Annotated in this window: 16 protein-coding genes and 1 tRNA gene; 8 read left to right on the top strand and 9 right to left on the bottom strand. The window is 59.7% G+C overall.

What is annotated here, in order from left to right; genetic code table 11:
• The 5 genes from GOV80_RS12415 to GOV80_RS12395 all read left to right on the top strand — a co-directional run bounded on the left by GOV80_RS12415 (window position 1) and on the right by GOV80_RS12395 (window position 6338).
• The gene (locus tag GOV80_RS12415) at window positions 1-807 is read left to right on the top strand and encodes a metal ABC transporter ATP-binding protein (protein ID WP_237215813.1); all 807 of its coding nucleotides are present in this window, start codon (window positions 1-3) and stop codon (window positions 805-807) included.
• A gap of 3 nt (window positions 808-810) precedes the next feature.
• Entirely contained in the window at window positions 811-2016 is a 1206-nt protein-coding gene (locus tag GOV80_RS12410; protein WP_170785091.1) for a metal ABC transporter permease, read from the top strand.
• On the top strand, window positions 2013-2942 hold the full coding sequence (locus GOV80_RS12405; RefSeq protein WP_170785089.1) for a metal ABC transporter permease: 930 nt from the start codon (window positions 2013-2015) through the stop codon (window positions 2940-2942). Before GOV80_RS12410 ends, GOV80_RS12405 begins: the two co-directional genes overlap by 4 nt.
• Before the next feature lie 254 nt (window positions 2943-3196).
• Window positions 3197-5056, top strand: a complete 1860-nt coding sequence (mutL, locus tag GOV80_RS12400) for a DNA mismatch repair endonuclease MutL (protein ID WP_170785087.1) — start codon at window positions 3197-3199, stop codon at window positions 5054-5056.
• Between the two features lie 52 nt (window positions 5057-5108).
• Window positions 5109-6338, top strand: a complete 1230-nt coding sequence (locus GOV80_RS12395; RefSeq protein WP_170785085.1) for a DNA recombination protein RmuC — start codon at window positions 5109-5111, stop codon at window positions 6336-6338.
• 3 nt (window positions 6339-6341) lie between these two features.
• Here GOV80_RS12395 and GOV80_RS12390 read toward each other — a convergent pair whose 3' ends face one another.
• From GOV80_RS12390 to GOV80_RS12380, 3 genes are read right to left on the bottom strand one after another with little or no spacing between them, the layout of a single operon-like run.
• Window positions 6342-6746, bottom strand: coding sequence for a hypothetical protein (locus tag GOV80_RS12390; RefSeq protein ID WP_170785083.1), 405 nt, complete (start codon window positions 6744-6746; stop codon window positions 6342-6344).
• 51 nt (window positions 6747-6797) lie between these two features.
• Complete coding sequence (locus GOV80_RS12385; RefSeq protein WP_170785081.1) at window positions 6798-7448, bottom strand: ChrR family anti-sigma-E factor; 651 nt, start codon at window positions 7446-7448, stop codon at window positions 6798-6800.
• Between the two features lie 10 nt (window positions 7449-7458).
• On the bottom strand, window positions 7459-8115 hold the full coding sequence (locus GOV80_RS12380) for a sigma-70 family RNA polymerase sigma factor (protein WP_170773067.1): 657 nt from the start codon (window positions 8113-8115) through the stop codon (window positions 7459-7461).
• A gap of 146 nt (window positions 8116-8261) precedes the next feature.
• Between GOV80_RS12380 and GOV80_RS12375 the strand changes: the two genes are divergently transcribed.
• A complete protein-coding gene (locus GOV80_RS12375) occupies window positions 8262-9035 on the top strand; it encodes a DUF1365 domain-containing protein (protein WP_170772763.1) in 774 nt (257 codons plus the stop codon).
• A gap of 342 nt (window positions 9036-9377) precedes the next feature.
• Entirely contained in the window at window positions 9378-9695 is a 318-nt protein-coding gene (locus tag GOV80_RS12370) for a DUF3775 domain-containing protein (RefSeq protein ID WP_170408475.1), read from the top strand.
• An 11-nt stretch (window positions 9696-9706) separates the two neighbouring features.
• Here the strand turns inward: GOV80_RS12370 and GOV80_RS12365 are convergent, their stop codons facing one another.
• Both GOV80_RS12365 and GOV80_RS12360 read right to left on the bottom strand, forming a co-directional pair.
• Window positions 9707-11941 carry a CHASE2 domain-containing protein gene (locus GOV80_RS12365; protein ID WP_170785079.1) on the bottom strand — a complete coding sequence of 745 codons (2235 nt, stop codon included), beginning with the start codon at window positions 11939-11941 and terminating at the stop codon, window positions 9707-9709.
• A gap of 34 nt (window positions 11942-11975) precedes the next feature.
• Entirely contained in the window at window positions 11976-12905 is a 930-nt protein-coding gene (locus GOV80_RS12360) for a FecR family protein (protein ID WP_170785078.1), read from the bottom strand.
• A 345-nt stretch (window positions 12906-13250) separates the two neighbouring features.
• Here GOV80_RS12360 and GOV80_RS12355 point away from each other — a divergent pair.
• Window positions 13251-13340: transfer RNA gene (locus GOV80_RS12355), tRNA-Ser, on the top strand.
• Between the two features lie 117 nt (window positions 13341-13457).
• On the opposite strand, the gene GOV80_RS12350 is transcribed toward GOV80_RS12355, so the two are convergent.
• From GOV80_RS12350 to GOV80_RS12335, 4 genes are all read right to left on the bottom strand, one after another.
• Window positions 13458-14243, bottom strand: coding sequence for an alpha/beta hydrolase (locus tag GOV80_RS12350; protein WP_170785076.1), 786 nt, complete (start codon window positions 14241-14243; stop codon window positions 13458-13460).
• Window positions 14244-14278: 35 nt separating this feature from the next.
• Window positions 14279-14662 (bottom strand): carboxymuconolactone decarboxylase family protein, encoded by a 384-nt coding sequence (locus GOV80_RS12345; RefSeq protein WP_170785074.1) that lies wholly within the window; start codon window positions 14660-14662, stop codon window positions 14279-14281.
• 78 nt (window positions 14663-14740) lie between these two features.
• The gene (locus GOV80_RS12340; RefSeq protein ID WP_170785072.1) at window positions 14741-15832 is read right to left on the bottom strand and encodes an aromatic ring-hydroxylating oxygenase subunit alpha; all 1092 of its coding nucleotides are present in this window, start codon (window positions 15830-15832) and stop codon (window positions 14741-14743) included.
• Complete coding sequence (locus tag GOV80_RS12335; protein ID WP_170772749.1) at window positions 15829-16716, bottom strand: MurR/RpiR family transcriptional regulator; 888 nt, start codon at window positions 16714-16716, stop codon at window positions 15829-15831. The genes GOV80_RS12340 and GOV80_RS12335 overlap by 4 nt, the downstream gene beginning before the upstream one ends.
• Window positions 16717-16784 lie beyond the last annotated feature (68 nt).

Below are 16784 nucleotides of genomic sequence, written 5' to 3'. Positions count from 1 at the left end.
ATGACACTTGAACTGGCCGCAAATCACGGAGTTTCGGTTCAGGAAAACGGGCTGGGCAGTAGCCCTCTGGCCATTCGCGGGCTGACCGTGTCCTACGGCCAGAAGCCGGCGGTGTTCTCGGTGGATATGACCGTGCAGCCTGGCGCTATGACTGCGATTATTGGGCCGAACGGCGCTGGTAAGTCGACTCTGTTGAAGGCTGCGTTGGGAATTGTGCCCGCGCTGTCGGGCCAGGTGACGGTTTACGGCGACGCGCTTGAGAAACAGCGCGCTCGCATCGCCTATGTCCCGCAGCGCGCCAGCGTGGATTGGGATTTCCCGACCCGCGTGATTGACGTGGTCCTGATGGGTCTGTCGCGTCAGTTGGGTCTGTTGGGCCGTGTTCGTGCTCGGCATATGGCTTGTGCGATGGATTGCCTGAACCGTGTCGGCATGCGTGATTTCGCGGACCGTCAGATCGGTCAGCTTTCGGGCGGTCAGCAACAGCGGGTGTTTCTGGCGCGCGCTCTGGCGCAGGATGCTGATCTGTACCTATTGGACGAACCCTTTGCCGGGGTCGATGCGGCCACCGAAAAGGCCATCATTGCAGTGCTGAAAGCGCTGAAAGAGGCTGGGAAGACCGTGGTCGTCGTGCATCACGATCTGGCCACCGTCACCGACTATTTCGACCATGTCTTCCTGATCAATACCAGCAAGGTGGCGGAAGGTCCTGTGAATCAGGCTTTCACAGCCGAGACTTTGCAGGCCGCCTATGGGGGCCGTCTGGCCACCGCTCAGATCGACCAGATTTCGCGCGCGCTGGGATAATCCATGCTTTGGGACGCTCTGACCCTTCAGCTGGGCTATAACGCCTCGCTTGTTGCCATTGGGGCTGCGCTGCTGGGCGTGTCGGCGGGGGTGACGGGCACGTTCCTGTTTCTTCGCAAACGCGCGCTGGTCAGCGATGCGATCAGCCATGCAACGCTGCCCGGTGTGTGTCTGGCCTTCATGGTGCTGGTTGCCTTTGGCGGCGACGGACGCAACCTGCTGGGACTGCTGGCTGGTTCGGCCCTGTCGGCTTGGGTGGGCCTGCTGTGCATGAACTGGCTGACCCGCCACACGCGGTTGGCCGAGGATGCCGCGATCGGCGCGGTTCTGTCGGTGTTCTTTGGCTTCGGTATCGTACTGCTGACTGTGATCCAGACTATGGGCGTGGGTCGTCAGGCGGGGTTGGAAGGGTTCCTGTTGGGCTCGACCGCCGGGATGCTATGGGCGGATGCGCTGATCATCGCTGTTGGAGGCGCTGCGACACTGGTGCTGGTGATGATCCTGCGCCGACCCATGACGATGGTGGCCTTTGACCCTGAATATGCTGCCGCCCGAGGGCTGCCGGTGCATCGCATCGACCTTGCGATGATGGGGCTGGTGATGGCCGTCACCGTGGTCGGCCTGAAAATCGTCGGACTGATCCTGATCGTGGCATTGTTGATCATCCCTGCCGTCACGGCACGGTTCTGGACTGAACGGTCCGACCGGGTGGTCCTGTTGGCAGGGGTCGCCGGAGGGGTCTCGGGCTATGTCGGCGCGGCGCTGTCGGCCTCGGCCCCGAACCTGCCGACGGGTCCGATCATCGTGCTGGTCAGCTTTGCCCTGTTTGCCCTGTCGCTGTTGCTTGCTCCGGTGCGTGGCGTTCTGGCCGCCGTGCTGCGCCATCTGCGGTTTCAGCGCCGGGTGCATATTCGTCAAGGCCTGCTGGCGTTGGCGCAGGGGCAGAAGATCTACGAACCCCTGACCCTGCGTCTGTTGAAACGCGCAGGTCTGGCCCGCGCCGATGGCGTCGCGACCGAGGCCGGAAAGGCCCGCGCCGCCAAGGCCCTACGGGATGAGAAACGCTGGGAAATCGTCCGTGCCGATCAGGCGCATGAGGCGACAGCCGCGCTCTATGACGGGTTGCGCGATATTGAGACCGTCTTGACCCGCGACCAGATCGCCGAGATTGACCGCCAGATCGGCGGCCCGCAGGGGGTGGTGGCATGAGCGGTGAAGAGTTTGTCCCCCTGTCCTTAACGCCCTTGTTGATTGGCACTTTTGCGGCGATTGCCTGCGCGTTGCCGGGCAACTTTCTGGTGCTGCGCAAACAGGCGTTGATTGGCGATGCGATCAGCCATGTGGTGCTGCCGGGAATTGTGGTGGCCTTTATCCTGACCGGAGCGATCTCGACCTGGCCCATGATGCTGGGTGCGGCAGGGGCCGCGGTGGTCGCCGTGGTGATGATCGAGGCGATCCGGAGGCTGGGCCAGATCGAACCCGGTGCCGCGATGGGTGTGGTCTTTACCACCATGTTCGCCGCCGGGGTGCTATTGCTGGAGCAGACCGATACCTCGACCGTGCATCTGGACGTGGAACATGCGCTCTATGGCAATCTGGAAAGCCTGATCTGGCTGGACGCAGTGGGTTGGTCGTCGCTTTTGGATATTGACGCACTGGCGGGCTTGCCGCCTGAACTGTTGCGCATCGCACTGACGCTGGCCGCGGTGTCTGTGTTTACATGGCTGTTCTGGCGGCCGCTCAAGATCTCTACCTTCGACGAGGGCTTTGCCCGCACCATCGGTATCCGGACCGGCCCGCTTGGGTTTGCGCTGGTGATCACCGCTGCCATCGCTGCCGTAGCAGCGTTTGATGCGGTGGGGTCGATCATCGTGATCGCCATGTTTATCTGCCCACCCGCAGCCGCGCGGATGATGACCAATCGGCTGGAAACGCAAATCGCCTGGTCCGTCGCCTTTGCAGTGACCTCGGCCGTGCTGGGCTATGTGCTGGCCGGATATGGCCCCCTGTGGTTGGGCATGGCGGATGCCGTCAGTGCGGCTGGCATGATCGCAACGGTAGCTGGGCTGATCCTGGCCGTGGCGGCAATCTGGGGGCCATGCCGGACGCGCGCCGGGGCACCGGGATCGGCGTAAACGCGCGCTTATGTCGGCTGAACTTTGCCCAACACCACTGACTGGCCAGAGTTCGCAAGCCTCAATAGCCGTTTCGTGCTACGAACGCCGCATCAAGCGAACGACCACCACTCACATTGGACCGTTCGGACAATCGTTGCCTCTGTGTTGCTTTACTGGGTGACACGACGATTGTCCGAACGCCCCCTCAATCAGAAAATTGACCTCTGCAAACCAGTGGTAGAATCGTGCGTGCCTGTGCTAGGTCTGGGGGTATGGCGCAGGCAAACCCCAATATCAGCGATTCCCGCCCCGTAATTCGGCAATTGGACGACGCAGCGATCAACCGTATCGCGGCGGGTGAAGTTGTTGAGCGCCCCGCTTCGGCTGTGAAAGAGCTGGTCGAGAATGCGATTGATGCAGGATCGACTCGAATTGCCATTGATATTGCCGATGGCGGCAAGACGCTGATTCGCGTCACCGATGATGGCTGCGGGATTGCGGCGGATGATCTGCCGCTGGCCTTGTCGCGGCACGCGACCTCGAAAATCGACGGCTCGGACCTGCTGAACATCCACACATTTGGGTTCCGAGGCGAGGCGCTGCCCTCGCTGGGGGCCGTAGGTCGACTAACCATTACCAGTCGCGTGCCGGGGGCCGAGGCCGCGTCGGTTCACGTCTCGGGCGGCAGAATAGAGGCGGTGAAACCCGCAGCCTTGCGCGCGGGCACGGTGGTCGAGCTGCGCGACTTGTTCTTTGCCACGCCCGCCCGGCTGAAATTCATGCGCACCGACCGGGCCGAGGCACAGGCGATCACCGACACCGTGAAACGTCTGGCGATGGCAGAGCCCGCGATCACCTTCGCCCTGCGCGATGTCTCGGGCGGGGGAGAGGGGCGCGTGACCTTCCGCGCCGACCGAGAGAATGGCGATCTGTTCGATGCCTTGCACGCCCGTCTGGCTCGCGTGATCGGGCGCGAGTTTGCCGAGAACGCGTTGCAGATCGACGCTATGCGTGAGGGGATCAGGCTGTACGGATACGCCGCCTTGCCGACCTATTCGCGCGGTGCTGCGGTGGCGCAGTACCTGTTCGTCAATGGCCGTCCGGTGCGGGACAAGATGCTGACCGGGGCGCTGCGGGCGGCGTATTTCGATTTCCTGAGCCGTGACCGCCACCCGGCGGCGGCGCTGTTCATAGACTGTGACCCGACGCTGGTGGATGTGAACGTGCATCCGGCGAAGTCCGAGGTCCGGTTTCGCGATCCCGGCGTAGCGCGCGGGCTGATCGTCTCGGCCCTGCGCCACGCGCTGGCCGAGGCGGGGCATCGGGCGTCTTCAACCGTGGCAAACGCGACTTTGGGCGCGATGCGGCCGGAAGCGGCGCAGCCTGCGCAGCCCGCTCCGGCGCGGGTGTATCAAATGGATCGACCCTCAGCAGCGGCGCGGCACACGGCCTACCGGGCCCAGGCGCCGGGCTTTGCGGAACTGTCGCAGGATTACAGCGGCAGCATTGTCGAACCCGCTCCGGTCGCCGCGGAGGAACCTCCGGCACAGGACTTGCCCTTGGGCGCGGCCCGCGGGCAGGTGCACGAAAATTACATCATCGCCCAAACCGCCGATGGCATGGTGATCGTCGATCAACACGCGGCGCATGAACGCTTGGTCTATGAGAAGCTCAAACACCAGATGGCTGAGAACGGCGTCGCCGCGCAGGCGCTGCTGATCCCCGAGATCGTGGAACTGTCCGACGGCGACTGCGCGCGGCTGCTGGCCGTGGCCGACGACCTGACCCGACTTGGCCTGACGTTGGAACCCTTCGGCGGCGGGGCCATCGCCGTGCGTGAAACCCCGGCCATTCTGGGCGAAGTCGACGCCCGCGCGATGATCTTGGATATCCTTGATGAGCTGGCTGATCAGGGCGAAAGCCAGACTGTGCAGGCGCGGATCGAGGCGATCCTCAGCCGGGTGGCCTGTCATGGCTCGGTCCGGTCGGGCCGTCGGATGCGAGCCGAGGAAATGAACGCCTTGCTGCGCGAGATGGAGGCGACGCCCCATTCCGGTCAATGCAACCATGGGCGGCCGACTTATGTGGAACTGAAACTGTCTGATATCGAACGTCTGTTCGGGCGCAGTTGATCCCGCCGCGTGCGCGCGATATGAAGAATAAAACAAGAACATCCGAGGCGACATGAACGAGATTGCTGGCACCCAAATCGCCCTGAACGACCCCGTGATCTTGATCGGGGGCGGCGTGGTGGCGCTGATCCTGCTGCTGCTGTTTCTGTCACTGCGGGCGGCGCAGCGGTCGGCACGCATGGCCGAGCCGCTGGCGCGGCAGATGGCGCATTTGGGTCAGCATGTGCAGCAATTGGGGCAGGGGCAGGAACAATTGCGCGGGGGGCTCCAGCATGTGTCAGACACGCAGGCCAATGCGCAGGTGCAGGTGATTCAAACGGTTGAGTCGCGCCTGTCCTCAGTCCAGCAGCAGATGAATGACCGGCTGGCGGATAACGCGATGAAATCTGCCCGTGCGCTGGCCGAAATGCAGGAGCGGATGAAGGAGTCGCTGCATGGCTCGTCGAAACAGACCGCTACCTCGCTGACGCAATTGCAGGAGCGCCTCGCCGCCATCGACAAGGCTCAGGACAATATCACCAAACTGTCGGGCGATGTGTTGAGCTTGCAGGATATCCTGTCGAACAAGCAGACCCGCGGCGCGTTTGGGGAAATTCAGCTGAATGACATCGTGTCGAAGGCGCTGCCCTCGGACAGTTTCCAATTGCAGGCCACGCTGTCGAACGGGCGGCGCGCCGATTGCCTGATAAACCTGCCGAACCCGCCGGGTCCCATCGTGATCGACAGCAAATTCCCGCTTGAGGCTTATGAGGCGCTGATCGGGTCCACCAATGATGCCGAGTTAAAAGCGGCGGTGCAGATGTTTCGAAGCACCGTGCGCAAACATATCAACGACATTGCCGAGAAATACATCTTGGACGGCGAAACCGCCGATGGCGCGCTGATGTTCCTGCCGTCCGAGGCAGTCTATGCCGAGTTGCACGCAAAGTTCCCCGAATTGGTGCAGGAGAGTTTCAGCAAACGGGTCTGGATCGTGTCACCTACCACCTGCATGGCCACGCTGAACACCATGCGCGCGATCCTGAAAGACGCCAGGATGCGCGAACAGGCCGGTGCCATTCGCAAGGAACTGGGCATGCTACACAAGGATGTCGAACGTCTGGGCGACCGCGTCTCGAACCTTGATCGACACTTCGGGCAGGCCGCCAAGGATATCTCAGATATCAAAATAAGCGCCGAAAAGGCTGGCCGCCGGGCGCAGCGGCTGGACAATTTCGATTTCGAGGAACTGGCCCCGGACGATCACACCAACGTGGTGCCCCTGGGTAAGACCGAGGGGTAGGCGCTACTGGATCGACAGATCCAGATTATAGCCAACTGTCTTGCCGGTATCGCGGTCATTGCCCATCAGGTAGACCCGGATCGTATAGTTTCCGTTTTGAGGCAGATTGATACGCGCCGTGTTGCCGTCGATGGAACCGATATAAATTGTCTCGCCCTCGCTGCCCGGCGGCAGGATGTTGAAATAGATCACACCGTTGCCATTTGTGTCGCTGACATTGAGTTCGGCAAACATCTCCTGCCCGGCCTGCGCGCCGAGCAAATAGTCGAAATATTCATTCCCGGTGATGGTGCCGCTGACCATCGTGCCATAGTTGCCGGGTTGGAATTTGACCTCGGCGACACTCTGGGCCGAGACCGGGAAGGTCAGCCCCAAGGTCGCTGCGACAAAGATCAGGTGTTTCATCATGCAAGAACCCTCCGTTCAGCAAGGTCAGTTGAGCACGATGCACACCTATCTTCAGATCCGTAGAAACGGCTGGAACAGGCGCGGCATCAGCTTGTTGAATTTCAGTGGCGCATCGGTCACGGCCAGACAAATGCAATCCTCAGAAATATCTGCAGTCGGCGTGTGGTGCAGGTCTTCATCTGCGATTTCCACGTCGCCACGTGCGAAATGGTCGACCTCATCCGAAAATGCGCCCTGCAGCACCATCGTCAATTCCATGCCATTGTGGCTGTGATCCGGCACGGCAGCCCCGGCGGGAATGAACAACAAACGCGCAGTCGCCTCATGGGTGGTCGGCAGAATCGCCTGTTTCACGCCCATGCCGATCGATCGCCATTTGATGTCATTGACGTCGCCGCCTACATAATCCTGCAACGGAGTCGGCAGGACCGAACAGCCCGGACGCACCGGCTTGGCAACAGGGGCACCTTGGGCGATCATCGCCATAGTTGCGGCCAGCGACCCGTCGTTCATGCTGACGGCGGCGTCCTGTTCCTGCAACACGCACCCGCCCACCGCATCAAAGCTTTCAGCCCGCGCGCGGCAATGGTCGCACAGGGTCAGATGCGTGGCGACCATCAGGTCGAACGCCTCGGGCAGGGTGCCTGCGGCATAGGCCATCAGCAGGTCGTCAGTCAGGTGATGTTTAATCTTGTTGCTCATCATCGTCATCTCAGTTCATAGCATGGCGCAAGCGGTCCAGCGCCAGCCGAATACGTGATTTGATCGTGCCCAGCGGCAATCCGGTCTGCGAGGCGATCTCGCGATGACTCAGGTCGCCAAAATAGGCCTTTTCAATCAACTCTCTTTGCGCCTCGGGCAACGCGGTCAACGCGTCGCGCAGCTGCGCGGTTTCCTGTTGCAGCGCCATGACGTCGTGCTGATCCGGCTCGGCCTCGGGACCCCATCCCAGATCTTCGGGCTCGGGGCGGCGTTGCCTGCGCAGCACATCGATGCGCTTGTTCCGTGCAATCGTAAACACCCATGTGGCCACGGTCGCCCGAGTTGGGTCGAACAGATGCGCCTTGTGCCACAAGGTCGCCATCACCTCTTGAGCGCATTCCTCGGCCATGGCCGCATCCGACCCCGACTTGATCAGGAACGCTTTAACCCGAGGCGCAAAATGCTGAAACAGCTCGGCAAAAGCCGCCTGATCCTGCGCGTCCCGGATGCGGGCCACATGGCCCACCCATTCGGTTCTGGTCTCACAACTGCCGTTTGCGTGGTTCACCGGTCGTCCCTTGATGCGTCGCTTGACGCGCAATGGCCTCACTACGGGCCCATCGGCCACCGGTTCATCCAAGCGCGCGGTATCGCTCTCGGTAAACATAACCATATTACGTGGAAGGTCCCAAGTCGGATCACTCTCACAGATAATTTTAATCCGTTGCAGTGTTTTCAGCGTAATGTGAATATCCAAGGACGGGCGAAAACAGCGCCGATTGAACGGTTTACAGGCAGATTGGAAAAAGTGGCATGAACCGGATCGACCATATCGCAGGCCACACTTATCATGGCCGGAAGGGGGCGATTGAAAATGCCTTCCGATACTCGGTCGACTATATCCTGCTGAACCCCGAGGCCGAGGTTAAGACGCCACGTTTGTTTTCATTGGACCGCGCGAACATCGTCAACTGGCGCAAACGCGATCACGGCGGTGCGCCAGGGAAAGGCCAGGGGGCGGCTTGGCTGCGCGATCAGTTCACACAGTTGGGTGTGTCACAACCCGCAACCCTGACCCTGCTGACGCAGCCGCGCGTGCTGGGTCACGTATTCAACCCGGTCAGCTTCTGGTTCTGTTTCGATGAGGATGATCAGCTTTACGCTGTCGTGGCCGAGGTAACGAATACCTTTGGCACGCGGCACAGTTATCTGTGCCACAACCCGAATTTCGCGCCCATTCAGCCCTCGGACCGGATCGTGGCGGACAAGTTGATGCATGTATCACCGTTCCAGAAAATCGAAGGATCTTATACGTTTCGCTTCGACTATCGGCCTGACAAGGTGGGTGTCTGGATCGATTATGGCCGCGAGAAAGGCGGGTTGATTGCGACCCTCAGCGGCCCACGCGCACCGCTGTCGGATCGGACAATCCTATGGTCCTTGGTCCGGCGTCCCTTCGGCGCGCGGCGCGCGTTTTTCCTGATCCTTTGGCAGGCGTTGAAGCTTAAGTTGAAGAAGGCGCGTTTTCGTCCGTTCCGCCATGCACCCGTGCCCAATCATCCGGTTTCGCGCATTCGCGAGCCTTAGGGTCAGGAGCCATTAATCTTGCGCCACTGGCGCGCGAACGGCAAAAAAGCAGTGCTTTTGGGCGCGCAGGGACTGGCGGTGTTAATTTCAAGTGATCAAAGCCGCTGCTTTGCAGCGGTTCACGCGTCCGAAGGATTTGACTGATTTTGCCTCTGAGCTGCGTTACATCCTTTAGAAATAGAACCACTATTCCAGCAAGGATGTGCCTTGTCAGAACCAAAATCAGTCAAACCAATGGCGCAAGATTAATGGCTCCTGGCCCTAGTTTGCGTAAGATCAAAGACTCAGCCCGGCGAGGGTGGTTGTGGTACTATAGAGACCGCGAACACGAGGAGTTGGGACATGTTGGAAATCTCGGCAAGAAAAATCGCTCAGGTCGCCATGATGGGACGTGAGTTGGACCGGGCCGAGGGCGAGCTGCGCGCTTTCATCGACCGGATGGGTGAAGATGAGCAGGCCGAATTGGTTGCGGTCATGTGGATCGGGCGCGAAAGCTTTTTCGCCGAAGATCTGGCCGAAGCCATCGCCACCGCCAAGTCCGAGGCCTCGACCCCCTGCGCGGATTACCTGATCGGAACGCCACATCTGTCGGATCATCTGGAAAACGGTTTGGACGCTTTGGGCATTTCCGCCGAGGATGTGGAAAACGACCTGATGTAACCAGGTCGGATCTAAGCCGAAGGCAGGTTCGCCTGTGCGCGGTGGCTGAACATGATCTGGTCCGATTGTACATCTGACCGGAAATCAGCCGCCCGACCCGGAACAGCTTGATAGAACGGGCGAAGCCCCGGTTCGACCTCGGTCGCCAGCGTTGCGCACAGGTTGCAGTGCTTCTTGATCTGCACATAGGATTGCCGCTGTCGAATGGCTGCGATCATATCGCCATGCGCCGCCGCGAGTTCCATAAACCCAGGCGAAGTGCGCAGCGTAGTGTTACCAACCAGAAGAAAAACAGCCTCAAGCTCGGACTTGCCCTTCAGATCGACAAATCCAGCTTCGAGCATCGCCAGATCCTGCCGCGCGGCCTTGTAGACGGAGCTGGAAACGAGGATGTCATATTCCACGTGGCGGCAGCTTTGTTCGATCCGAGCGGCCACATTCACCACATCGCCAATGACCGTATAGTTGAACCGGCTGCGCGATCCGATATTGCCCACACAAGCCAGACCGGTGGCGCATCCTGTCGCCAATGCGATCGGTGGGCGACCCTTCATGACATCGGAGGCGTTGAACCGGATCAAGGCCTGCCGCATCAACAGCGCTGAATGGGCGGCGCGGCAGGGATGATCCTCGACTGGCAGCGGCGCGTTCCAAAACGCCATGACCGCATCGCCAATGAACTTGTCGATGGTTCCCCGTTCTTGCAGGATCTGATCTCCGACCTGTGAGAACAGCTCATTCAGCAATGCCACCAGATCAGTGGCCGACACGGATTCAGACAGCGGCGTGAACCCCCTGATGTCCGAGAACATGACGGTAATTTCCTGCGTCTCGCCACCCAGTTGCAGGCGATGGCCCGAAACCTCCATCTCATCCAGAATTTCCGGGGCAACGTAGTGTGAGAACACCTGCCGGATTTCCCGCTTTTCCCGCTCGGTCGTGACAAATAGGTACCCCGCCAGCAAGCCGAAATTGGCCATGCCACCCAGCAGTGGAAAGGTCACGTCAAACAGGGTGAGCTGGTTCTGAAACGCAAGCCAGCTGGTGCCCAAAACCGCAGCCGCCGCCACCCCGCCTGCCACGAATGAGGCAACCGCGCCAAAACTGGACATCACGGCAATCACGATCAGGCCCAGTAATACGAAAGACACCAGCTCCAGCGCTGCTGTCACATCCGACCGGTTGAGCATTTCACCTGTGAAAATCTGCTCCAGCAACTGTGCGTGGATTGACACGCCCGGCACCGACTCGCCCAGCGCGGTCTGATGCATGTCGAACAGACCCGCCGCCGAGGTGCCGATAAGGATGATCCGCCCTTCGATCTCAGCCCTGAGTGCGGGATCATCTGGGGTTTGCATGACCCTGTCGGCCGATAGGTAGAGGTCCGGTTGGTCATGTCGATACCTGACCCAGACCTCACCGTTTTCGGTGGTCGGCAGGCGGAAATCTCCCAGCTCGACCGCCAGCATGATCCCTTCCTCATCTGCCGAGCCCTCGGCCAGAATGAACGGCGCGTCCAGCGCGACCCGCAGCGCTTCGATCCCCAAACCGGGCATCGGACCGTTCGGGCCGCCCCACAAAACCGGGACGCGTCTGATGATCCCGGTACCACCCAGGGGCGAGACGTTTACCCCGCCAATCCCCGCAGCGCTGCGATCCAAGGGAGGCGCGATCGGCGTCCAATGCGGGACCGAGATCAACCCGGAGGTCGGTGCTTCTCCGACCTCGATAATCCCGGCCTTGGGGGTAACATTGCTGCCCTCCTGCGAGATACGCGCCGCCGTGCCCATCACCACCGGCCAATGTGCGGCCTCGAGTCCGAAAAGCACGTCATAGTCCACCTTCTGCGCATGACGTTCCACGGTCAGAACACCGTCCAGCGCAGGGTCGTTGAGCAACCGGGCGGGTGAGTATCGGTCCGGTTCGACAAACAGCATGTCAAAAGCAATAGCCGCTGCGCCATTCTCGCCCAGGTTCTGGACCATCTGCGCCAGCAATGTGCGTGGCCAGGGCCATTGGCCCCAATTGGCCAGAGACTCTTCGTCAATATCCACGACTCGCACCGGCAGGTCAGGTGTGTATTCGCGGGGCGACATCCGTTGCAGCAAATCGAAATAGATCATCCGCGACATCCGCACTGGGTAAGGGTCCATGATCCGGATGAAGCATCCAAACAGAATCAGGCCAAGCCCGACCAGGCGAAACGCCCGTCGCCGTCCCGTTCTCTCTTTGGATTTCAAACGCAAGTCGGCCTCCGACTAAATCTGGCGTCGTTTCTATTCAGGCGCGTTTGCCTTTGCCTCGGCCTTTACCTTTACCTTTGGCTTTCCCCGGATTGTCAAACCCATCCGTGTTGCCGCTCTGTCCGCCGGGATTGGAACCGTCGGCCTGACCGGAACGATTGCCTTTCACGTCGGGTTCAGGCTCAGGCTCTGGTTCTGGATCCGGTTCTGGATCCGGGGCGGGTGGCTCGGGAGCCGGGGGTTCAGGCAGCACAACCGGTTGAGGCGTTGATTCTTGCACGAATTGTGGTGGCTGCGGCGGATCGGATTTGGGCATGGGCAAGGGGGCCGCTTCGCCCGCGCACCCACCAATACCGACCTGCAGAGGGCTCAGCAGGTCCTGTTGAGATTGGATAAAGGGAAATCCGGTTTGTAGCGCCAGATCATATTGTGCCTGATCCACCGGACGCCCGACTCCACCCCGCTGGTTGGTTGCAAACAAACTGCACTGTCTGCCTGCCGAGTGGCAAAAACCGCCATTTCCGCACATGTGGACCGTGCCTTCGAGCACCAACATGGCGCTCTGAGCGCCCGGAATGACCCACATGTCAAACGTTGTCCCGCGCACGGCCATCGTCGCCGTCGGGGTCTTGATCGAATAGACCCGCTTTTTGCTTTTGCCTGAAATGAAGCGGAAACTGCCGCCCAATGCCTGCACCGCAAATGATTTTGCCTTGCGATTGCCGCGCAGCATCGTCACGTCCAGGACCATACTGGCATTCGGCCCGATGGCGATTTTGGTTTCATCGACAAATACCAGTTGCACCAGCCCATTCCCGTCGGTCGAGATCGAATCCCCCGACGCGACATCCATTCCGGCTTGTAACGGTTGTGATTTTCCACCTCGGGTGATTTCCGCGCCTGGCTTGACACCAATCACCTTTCCAATATTGGCCAGCACCTGTGCAGGCACCAGCAATAGACACATTAAAACGAATAGCACTCTTAACCAGGCCAAGCTTCCATTCCCCCATAGCTCGTATGGTGAGCAAATTGCTCACTGCCCGGTTTTGTGCCCCCTACATATTCAAAATATTAAATTTATTAAGTTTATGTCTGATCAAATATGCCTTAAACAGCACATGTTTGGCAAGTTTTCTAAAATTGATGTTGGTGAGGGGGGATCCTTGGTCGTCTGCGCCCCTACCCCAACCCCAGAGCGGTCGGGTTTTCGTCGTCGTTCCCGGCAATCGGATGGTGCTGGGAAGAAAAATGCGAAACCCTTTGAAAATCGCCTTGTATCTGGCCGTCCGGCAAGGATATACCGGCCAGCGGAGACGTGGCCGAGTGGTCGAAGGCGCTCCCCTGCTAAGGGAGTAGGCGGGAAACCGTCTCGAGGGTTCGAATCCCTTCGTCTCCGCCATTTGTTTACATTGGGGCCAAAAAATACCTTTGGTCAGCGATTTGGGGTTGCACCGGATTACCGGAGTCCGGTTACGCGTTGGTGCGCGGCACACAAAACATCTTACTGAGAAAAGAGTCATTTAATTCCGTCAAGTTGCCCGACCCAATCCACCACAGTTTGCGCCGTTTTGTTCCATTGAGCGTCAAACTGTATATAGTGGCAGGCCCCCTCGACGGACATGAACTCGGCTGAGTAATAGCGGTTCGCCATCGCCTTGGCCGTGCTGGTCGCCACGGCCTTGTCTTCCGTGCCAGAAACGAACAAGAGCGGGCATGTCACATTGTGCGGGTCGATCAGGGTCGTTTGCGCGCTGTCATACATCCAGAACACGAATTCGAACAGCACCCGACCGGACTCGGTGCCTAACCGCTGGTGGATGTCGTGTTGCAGCGCCTCTGGCAGAGTGTTCAACCCGTAGGTTGCCAAAAGCTCGAAATCCTGACCCAAGGCTTGATCCCAGAAAGCTCCGGCAGAGATGAACAGTTTTCCAAGATCGCGCTCTCTGTCGGTGGTGGGCAGGACACCATTGACGATACTGCTGTTCAGCAGAACTCCGGCACGTATCAGACCTTGTGCCGCCAAAAGCTGAGCGACCACGCCTCCGAGCGAATGGCCAACGACAATCGGGGTTTGTCCGATCTCTTTGATGGCGCGTCGTGCATCTTCGACATAGTCGGCAATGCTAAGCCCGATCAGCTTGGCGTCCCGATCCGGGCCCGGAGGCAGATCGTGGTGGCGATAGGTCAGGCTGTGACAGCTATAACCCGCTTGTTCGAAGACTTGGCGGACGGGCGCCATCGTCCAGGCAGCGGCATTTGTTCCGGTCAGCAAAAGGACGGGTGGCAGGGGGTCGTCGGTCATCGCGTGCTCGGATCCGCATGGGCTTGGGGCGTGATTTACGCATGCCCCAGAACTTTGCGCGCCACGCGGAAACATTCAAGGGCTTGGGGTACGCCACAGTAGATTCCGATCACATGGATGATGGCGCGGATCTCTTCGGCCGTAACGCCGTTGTTGATCGCGCCTTTGCAGTGAATCTCCCATTCATGCATCTTGCCCAGGGCGCCGATCATCGACAGGTTCATCATCGACCGTGTTTTGGCGTCGATGACATCATCGCCCCATCCAAAACCCCAGCACCAGGCTGTCATCGCTTCTTGGAACGGGCGGGTGAAGTCGTCAGCAGCCGCGAGGTTCTTTTCCACATATTCTACGCCAAGAGTGCTCTTGCGTTGCTCCAGTCCTTTTAGAAACAAGTCTTCGTTGAACAGGTCTGACATTTTCACCTCGGGAGTCGTGGACAATAGTTGTGTGTTGGGCCGAGAAAATTCGTCGAATTTTCTTAGCCTTCGGGTAGGTCAGCCATCAATGGCTTCGCGCATCCAGTGTTGCAAGCGCGCGATTGAATGTTCCGACATCACGCCGCAACCGGGGTCCAACACCAGCGGGCCGGGGCGGTATCCGCGGGACTTCAGGCCGCGGTGGACGGATTCGACCAGACGGATATCCTCTTCGACCGTTGTCTCGCGGTCTTGTACGGCCAGTTGGCGGATCACCGCGCTTTCCGATCCGCCTTCGGTGTACCAACCGCGCCAGACGGTGCAGTGATCGGCGTCGTGGGCGCGCCAGTGATAGGTGTTCAGTACGTTACCCGGATAGCACTGGAACGAGAACATCGGCCACAAGAACCACGACTGGTAGTCGCCCGCATGAGGCACGGACATGTCGATGGGGTAGGTCATCTTGTCGAGGCTCTGACACTCGGTCGTATGACGCAGGACATAGCCACCGCTGGCGTCGGGCTGAATGTCATAGGTCTCGGGCTTGACGACGCCTTCGGCAAAAGTCGGGTGGTTGGTCGGGCAGTGATAGCATTCCGAGTAATTCTCGATACTGACCTTCCAGTTGCAGTTTTCCGGAATTTCTACCCATTCCAGCGGTTCCAAATCGTCGATATGCGGTACAAACGCACCGATTTCCTCGCGCACGCCGGGATACCAATCGTCCATGGGGGCTGCATCATCGTCGAGGTTGACGAAGATGAAGCCGTTGAACACTTCGGTCCGAACCGAGGTCAGGCAGATCGCGCTGCGGTCGAAACCGGGAACCGATTTGATATTCGGGCCGGCGCGCAATTGGCCCGTCAGTTCATAGGTCCAAGAGTGATAGGGGCAGACGACCACGCGGGTATTACCCGCGCCACTGACCATCTCGTGCGCGCGGTGTTGGCACACATTGTAGAATGTGCGGATTTCCCCGTCGCGACCCCGAATGCAGAAGAGGTTTTGCCCCGCGATCTCGAACGCAAAGTAATCACCCGGTTCGCGCACCTGCGCCACGTGGCCAGCGAATTGCCAGGTTCGGGCCAGCAGCCCCTGCATCTCCTGCGCGAAAATCGCGGGGTCGGTATAGTATCGCGCGTCCAGTGAATGGGTCAGGGGTGCGTTCATTCGGGCTCCTCCGCGTAGAGGCCAAGTTGGTGTCTGCGTTGATGAAACCGCTCAACCCTCTCGACGATTTCGTCGCTGGAGACGGCCACCACAAAGGACAGCAGCGTTTCCAGCAAGGCGATGGTCGAGACGGAGGAGGGGAAGAATTGCGGTGTATCAGCTGCCACGACAAAGCCGTGCTGCGCGTTCAAAATGACCGGGCTGGCCGGGCTGTCCGAGATTCCTACGACAGTCATTCCCTGTTGCCGAGCCAGTTTGATGGCGTCGATCACCTCGGTCCGGTAGGGATGGCATGTGATGGCAATCAGCACGTCCTGTTCATCAGCCCAGGCCAGATCGTCCACAGGGGTTGATCCGGGGCGGGGAATAGCGTGGAATTGCTTCATCCCCGTTGACGCTAGATAGGTGAAGTTCCGTGCGTTCGCGTTGTTAACGCCCACGCCCAGCGTGAAAATCTGGCGACAGGTCCAGATATCCTCGGCCGCCGCCTTTAGGTTGGCGGCGTCAATTCCGGCAAAGGTCTCTTCGATATTGCGGATCGCGGCGCCAATCATATCGGCATAAAGCCCGCCCAGCTCACCCGACTTGCCGATATCCTGCAGCCAACGCGCACGGTCGGGGAACGAAACGCCGCCCCGACGAATCGCATCACGGAAGGGCGCGCGGAAATCTTCATACCCTTCGAAGCCGACTTGCCGCGCCATGCGGACAAAAGTGTTGGGCTTTACTTTTGCCGCCTCGGCAATCTCGCGCACGGTCGAAACCCCAACATCCGTGGGGTTTTCCAGCACATAGCGTGCGGCCTTTTGCGCCTCGGGCGTCAGGGCCTCCCATTCCTCCGTAAGGCGGTCGAGAACGATTGATGATACATTTGTGTCATTCATGATTGACGATGGTACAAATGTGGAATTAGCCTGTCGAGCAGAAAAGCGACTCGGGAAGAGGAAATGTC

This window comes from Ruegeria lacuscaerulensis, from assembly GCF_013034685.1.
Lineage (GTDB): Bacteria > Pseudomonadota > Alphaproteobacteria > Rhodobacterales > Rhodobacteraceae > Ruegeria > Ruegeria lacuscaerulensis_B.
Note: the sequence above shows the minus strand (reverse complement) of the source record. Positions and strands in the feature narration are given on the sequence as shown.

Excerpts from the sequence above, each read along its gene's own strand:
- GOV80_RS12340 (WP_170785072.1), bottom strand. The coding sequence starts at position 15,832 with ATGAACGCACCCCTGACCCATTCACTGGACGCGCGATACTATACCGAC.
- GOV80_RS12375 (WP_170772763.1), top strand. The coding sequence starts at position 8,262 with ATGAACCGGATCGACCATATCGCAGGCCACACTTATCATGGCCGGAAG.
- GOV80_RS12345 (WP_170785074.1), bottom strand. The coding sequence starts at position 14,662 with ATGTCAGACCTGTTCAACGAAGACTTGTTTCTAAAAGGACTGGAGCAA.
- GOV80_RS12370 (WP_170408475.1), top strand. The coding sequence starts at position 9,378 with ATGTTGGAAATCTCGGCAAGAAAAATCGCTCAGGTCGCCATGATGGGA.
- mutL (WP_170785087.1), top strand. The coding sequence starts at position 3,197 with ATGGCGCAGGCAAACCCCAATATCAGCGATTCCCGCCCCGTAATTCGG.
- GOV80_RS12395 (WP_170785085.1), top strand. The coding sequence starts at position 5,109 with ATGAACGAGATTGCTGGCACCCAAATCGCCCTGAACGACCCCGTGATC.
- GOV80_RS12390 (WP_170785083.1), bottom strand. The coding sequence starts at position 6,746 with ATGATGAAACACCTGATCTTTGTCGCAGCGACCTTGGGGCTGACCTTC.
- GOV80_RS12335 (WP_170772749.1), bottom strand. The coding sequence starts at position 16,716 with ATGAATGACACAAATGTATCATCAATCGTTCTCGACCGCCTTACGGAG.
- GOV80_RS12410 (WP_170785091.1), top strand. The coding sequence starts at position 811 with ATGCTTTGGGACGCTCTGACCCTTCAGCTGGGCTATAACGCCTCGCTT.
- GOV80_RS12360 (WP_170785078.1), bottom strand. The coding sequence starts at position 12,905 with ATGTGTCTATTGCTGGTGCCTGCACAGGTGCTGGCCAATATTGGAAAG.
- GOV80_RS12380 (WP_170773067.1), bottom strand. The coding sequence starts at position 8,115 with ATGTTTACCGAGAGCGATACCGCGCGCTTGGATGAACCGGTGGCCGAT.
- GOV80_RS12350 (WP_170785076.1), bottom strand. The coding sequence starts at position 14,243 with ATGACCGACGACCCCCTGCCACCCGTCCTTTTGCTGACCGGAACAAAT.
- GOV80_RS12415 (WP_237215813.1), top strand. The coding sequence starts at position 1 with ATGACACTTGAACTGGCCGCAAATCACGGAGTTTCGGTTCAGGAAAAC.
- GOV80_RS12405 (WP_170785089.1), top strand. The coding sequence starts at position 2,013 with ATGAGCGGTGAAGAGTTTGTCCCCCTGTCCTTAACGCCCTTGTTGATT.
- GOV80_RS12385 (WP_170785081.1), bottom strand. The coding sequence starts at position 7,448 with ATGAGCAACAAGATTAAACATCACCTGACTGACGACCTGCTGATGGCC.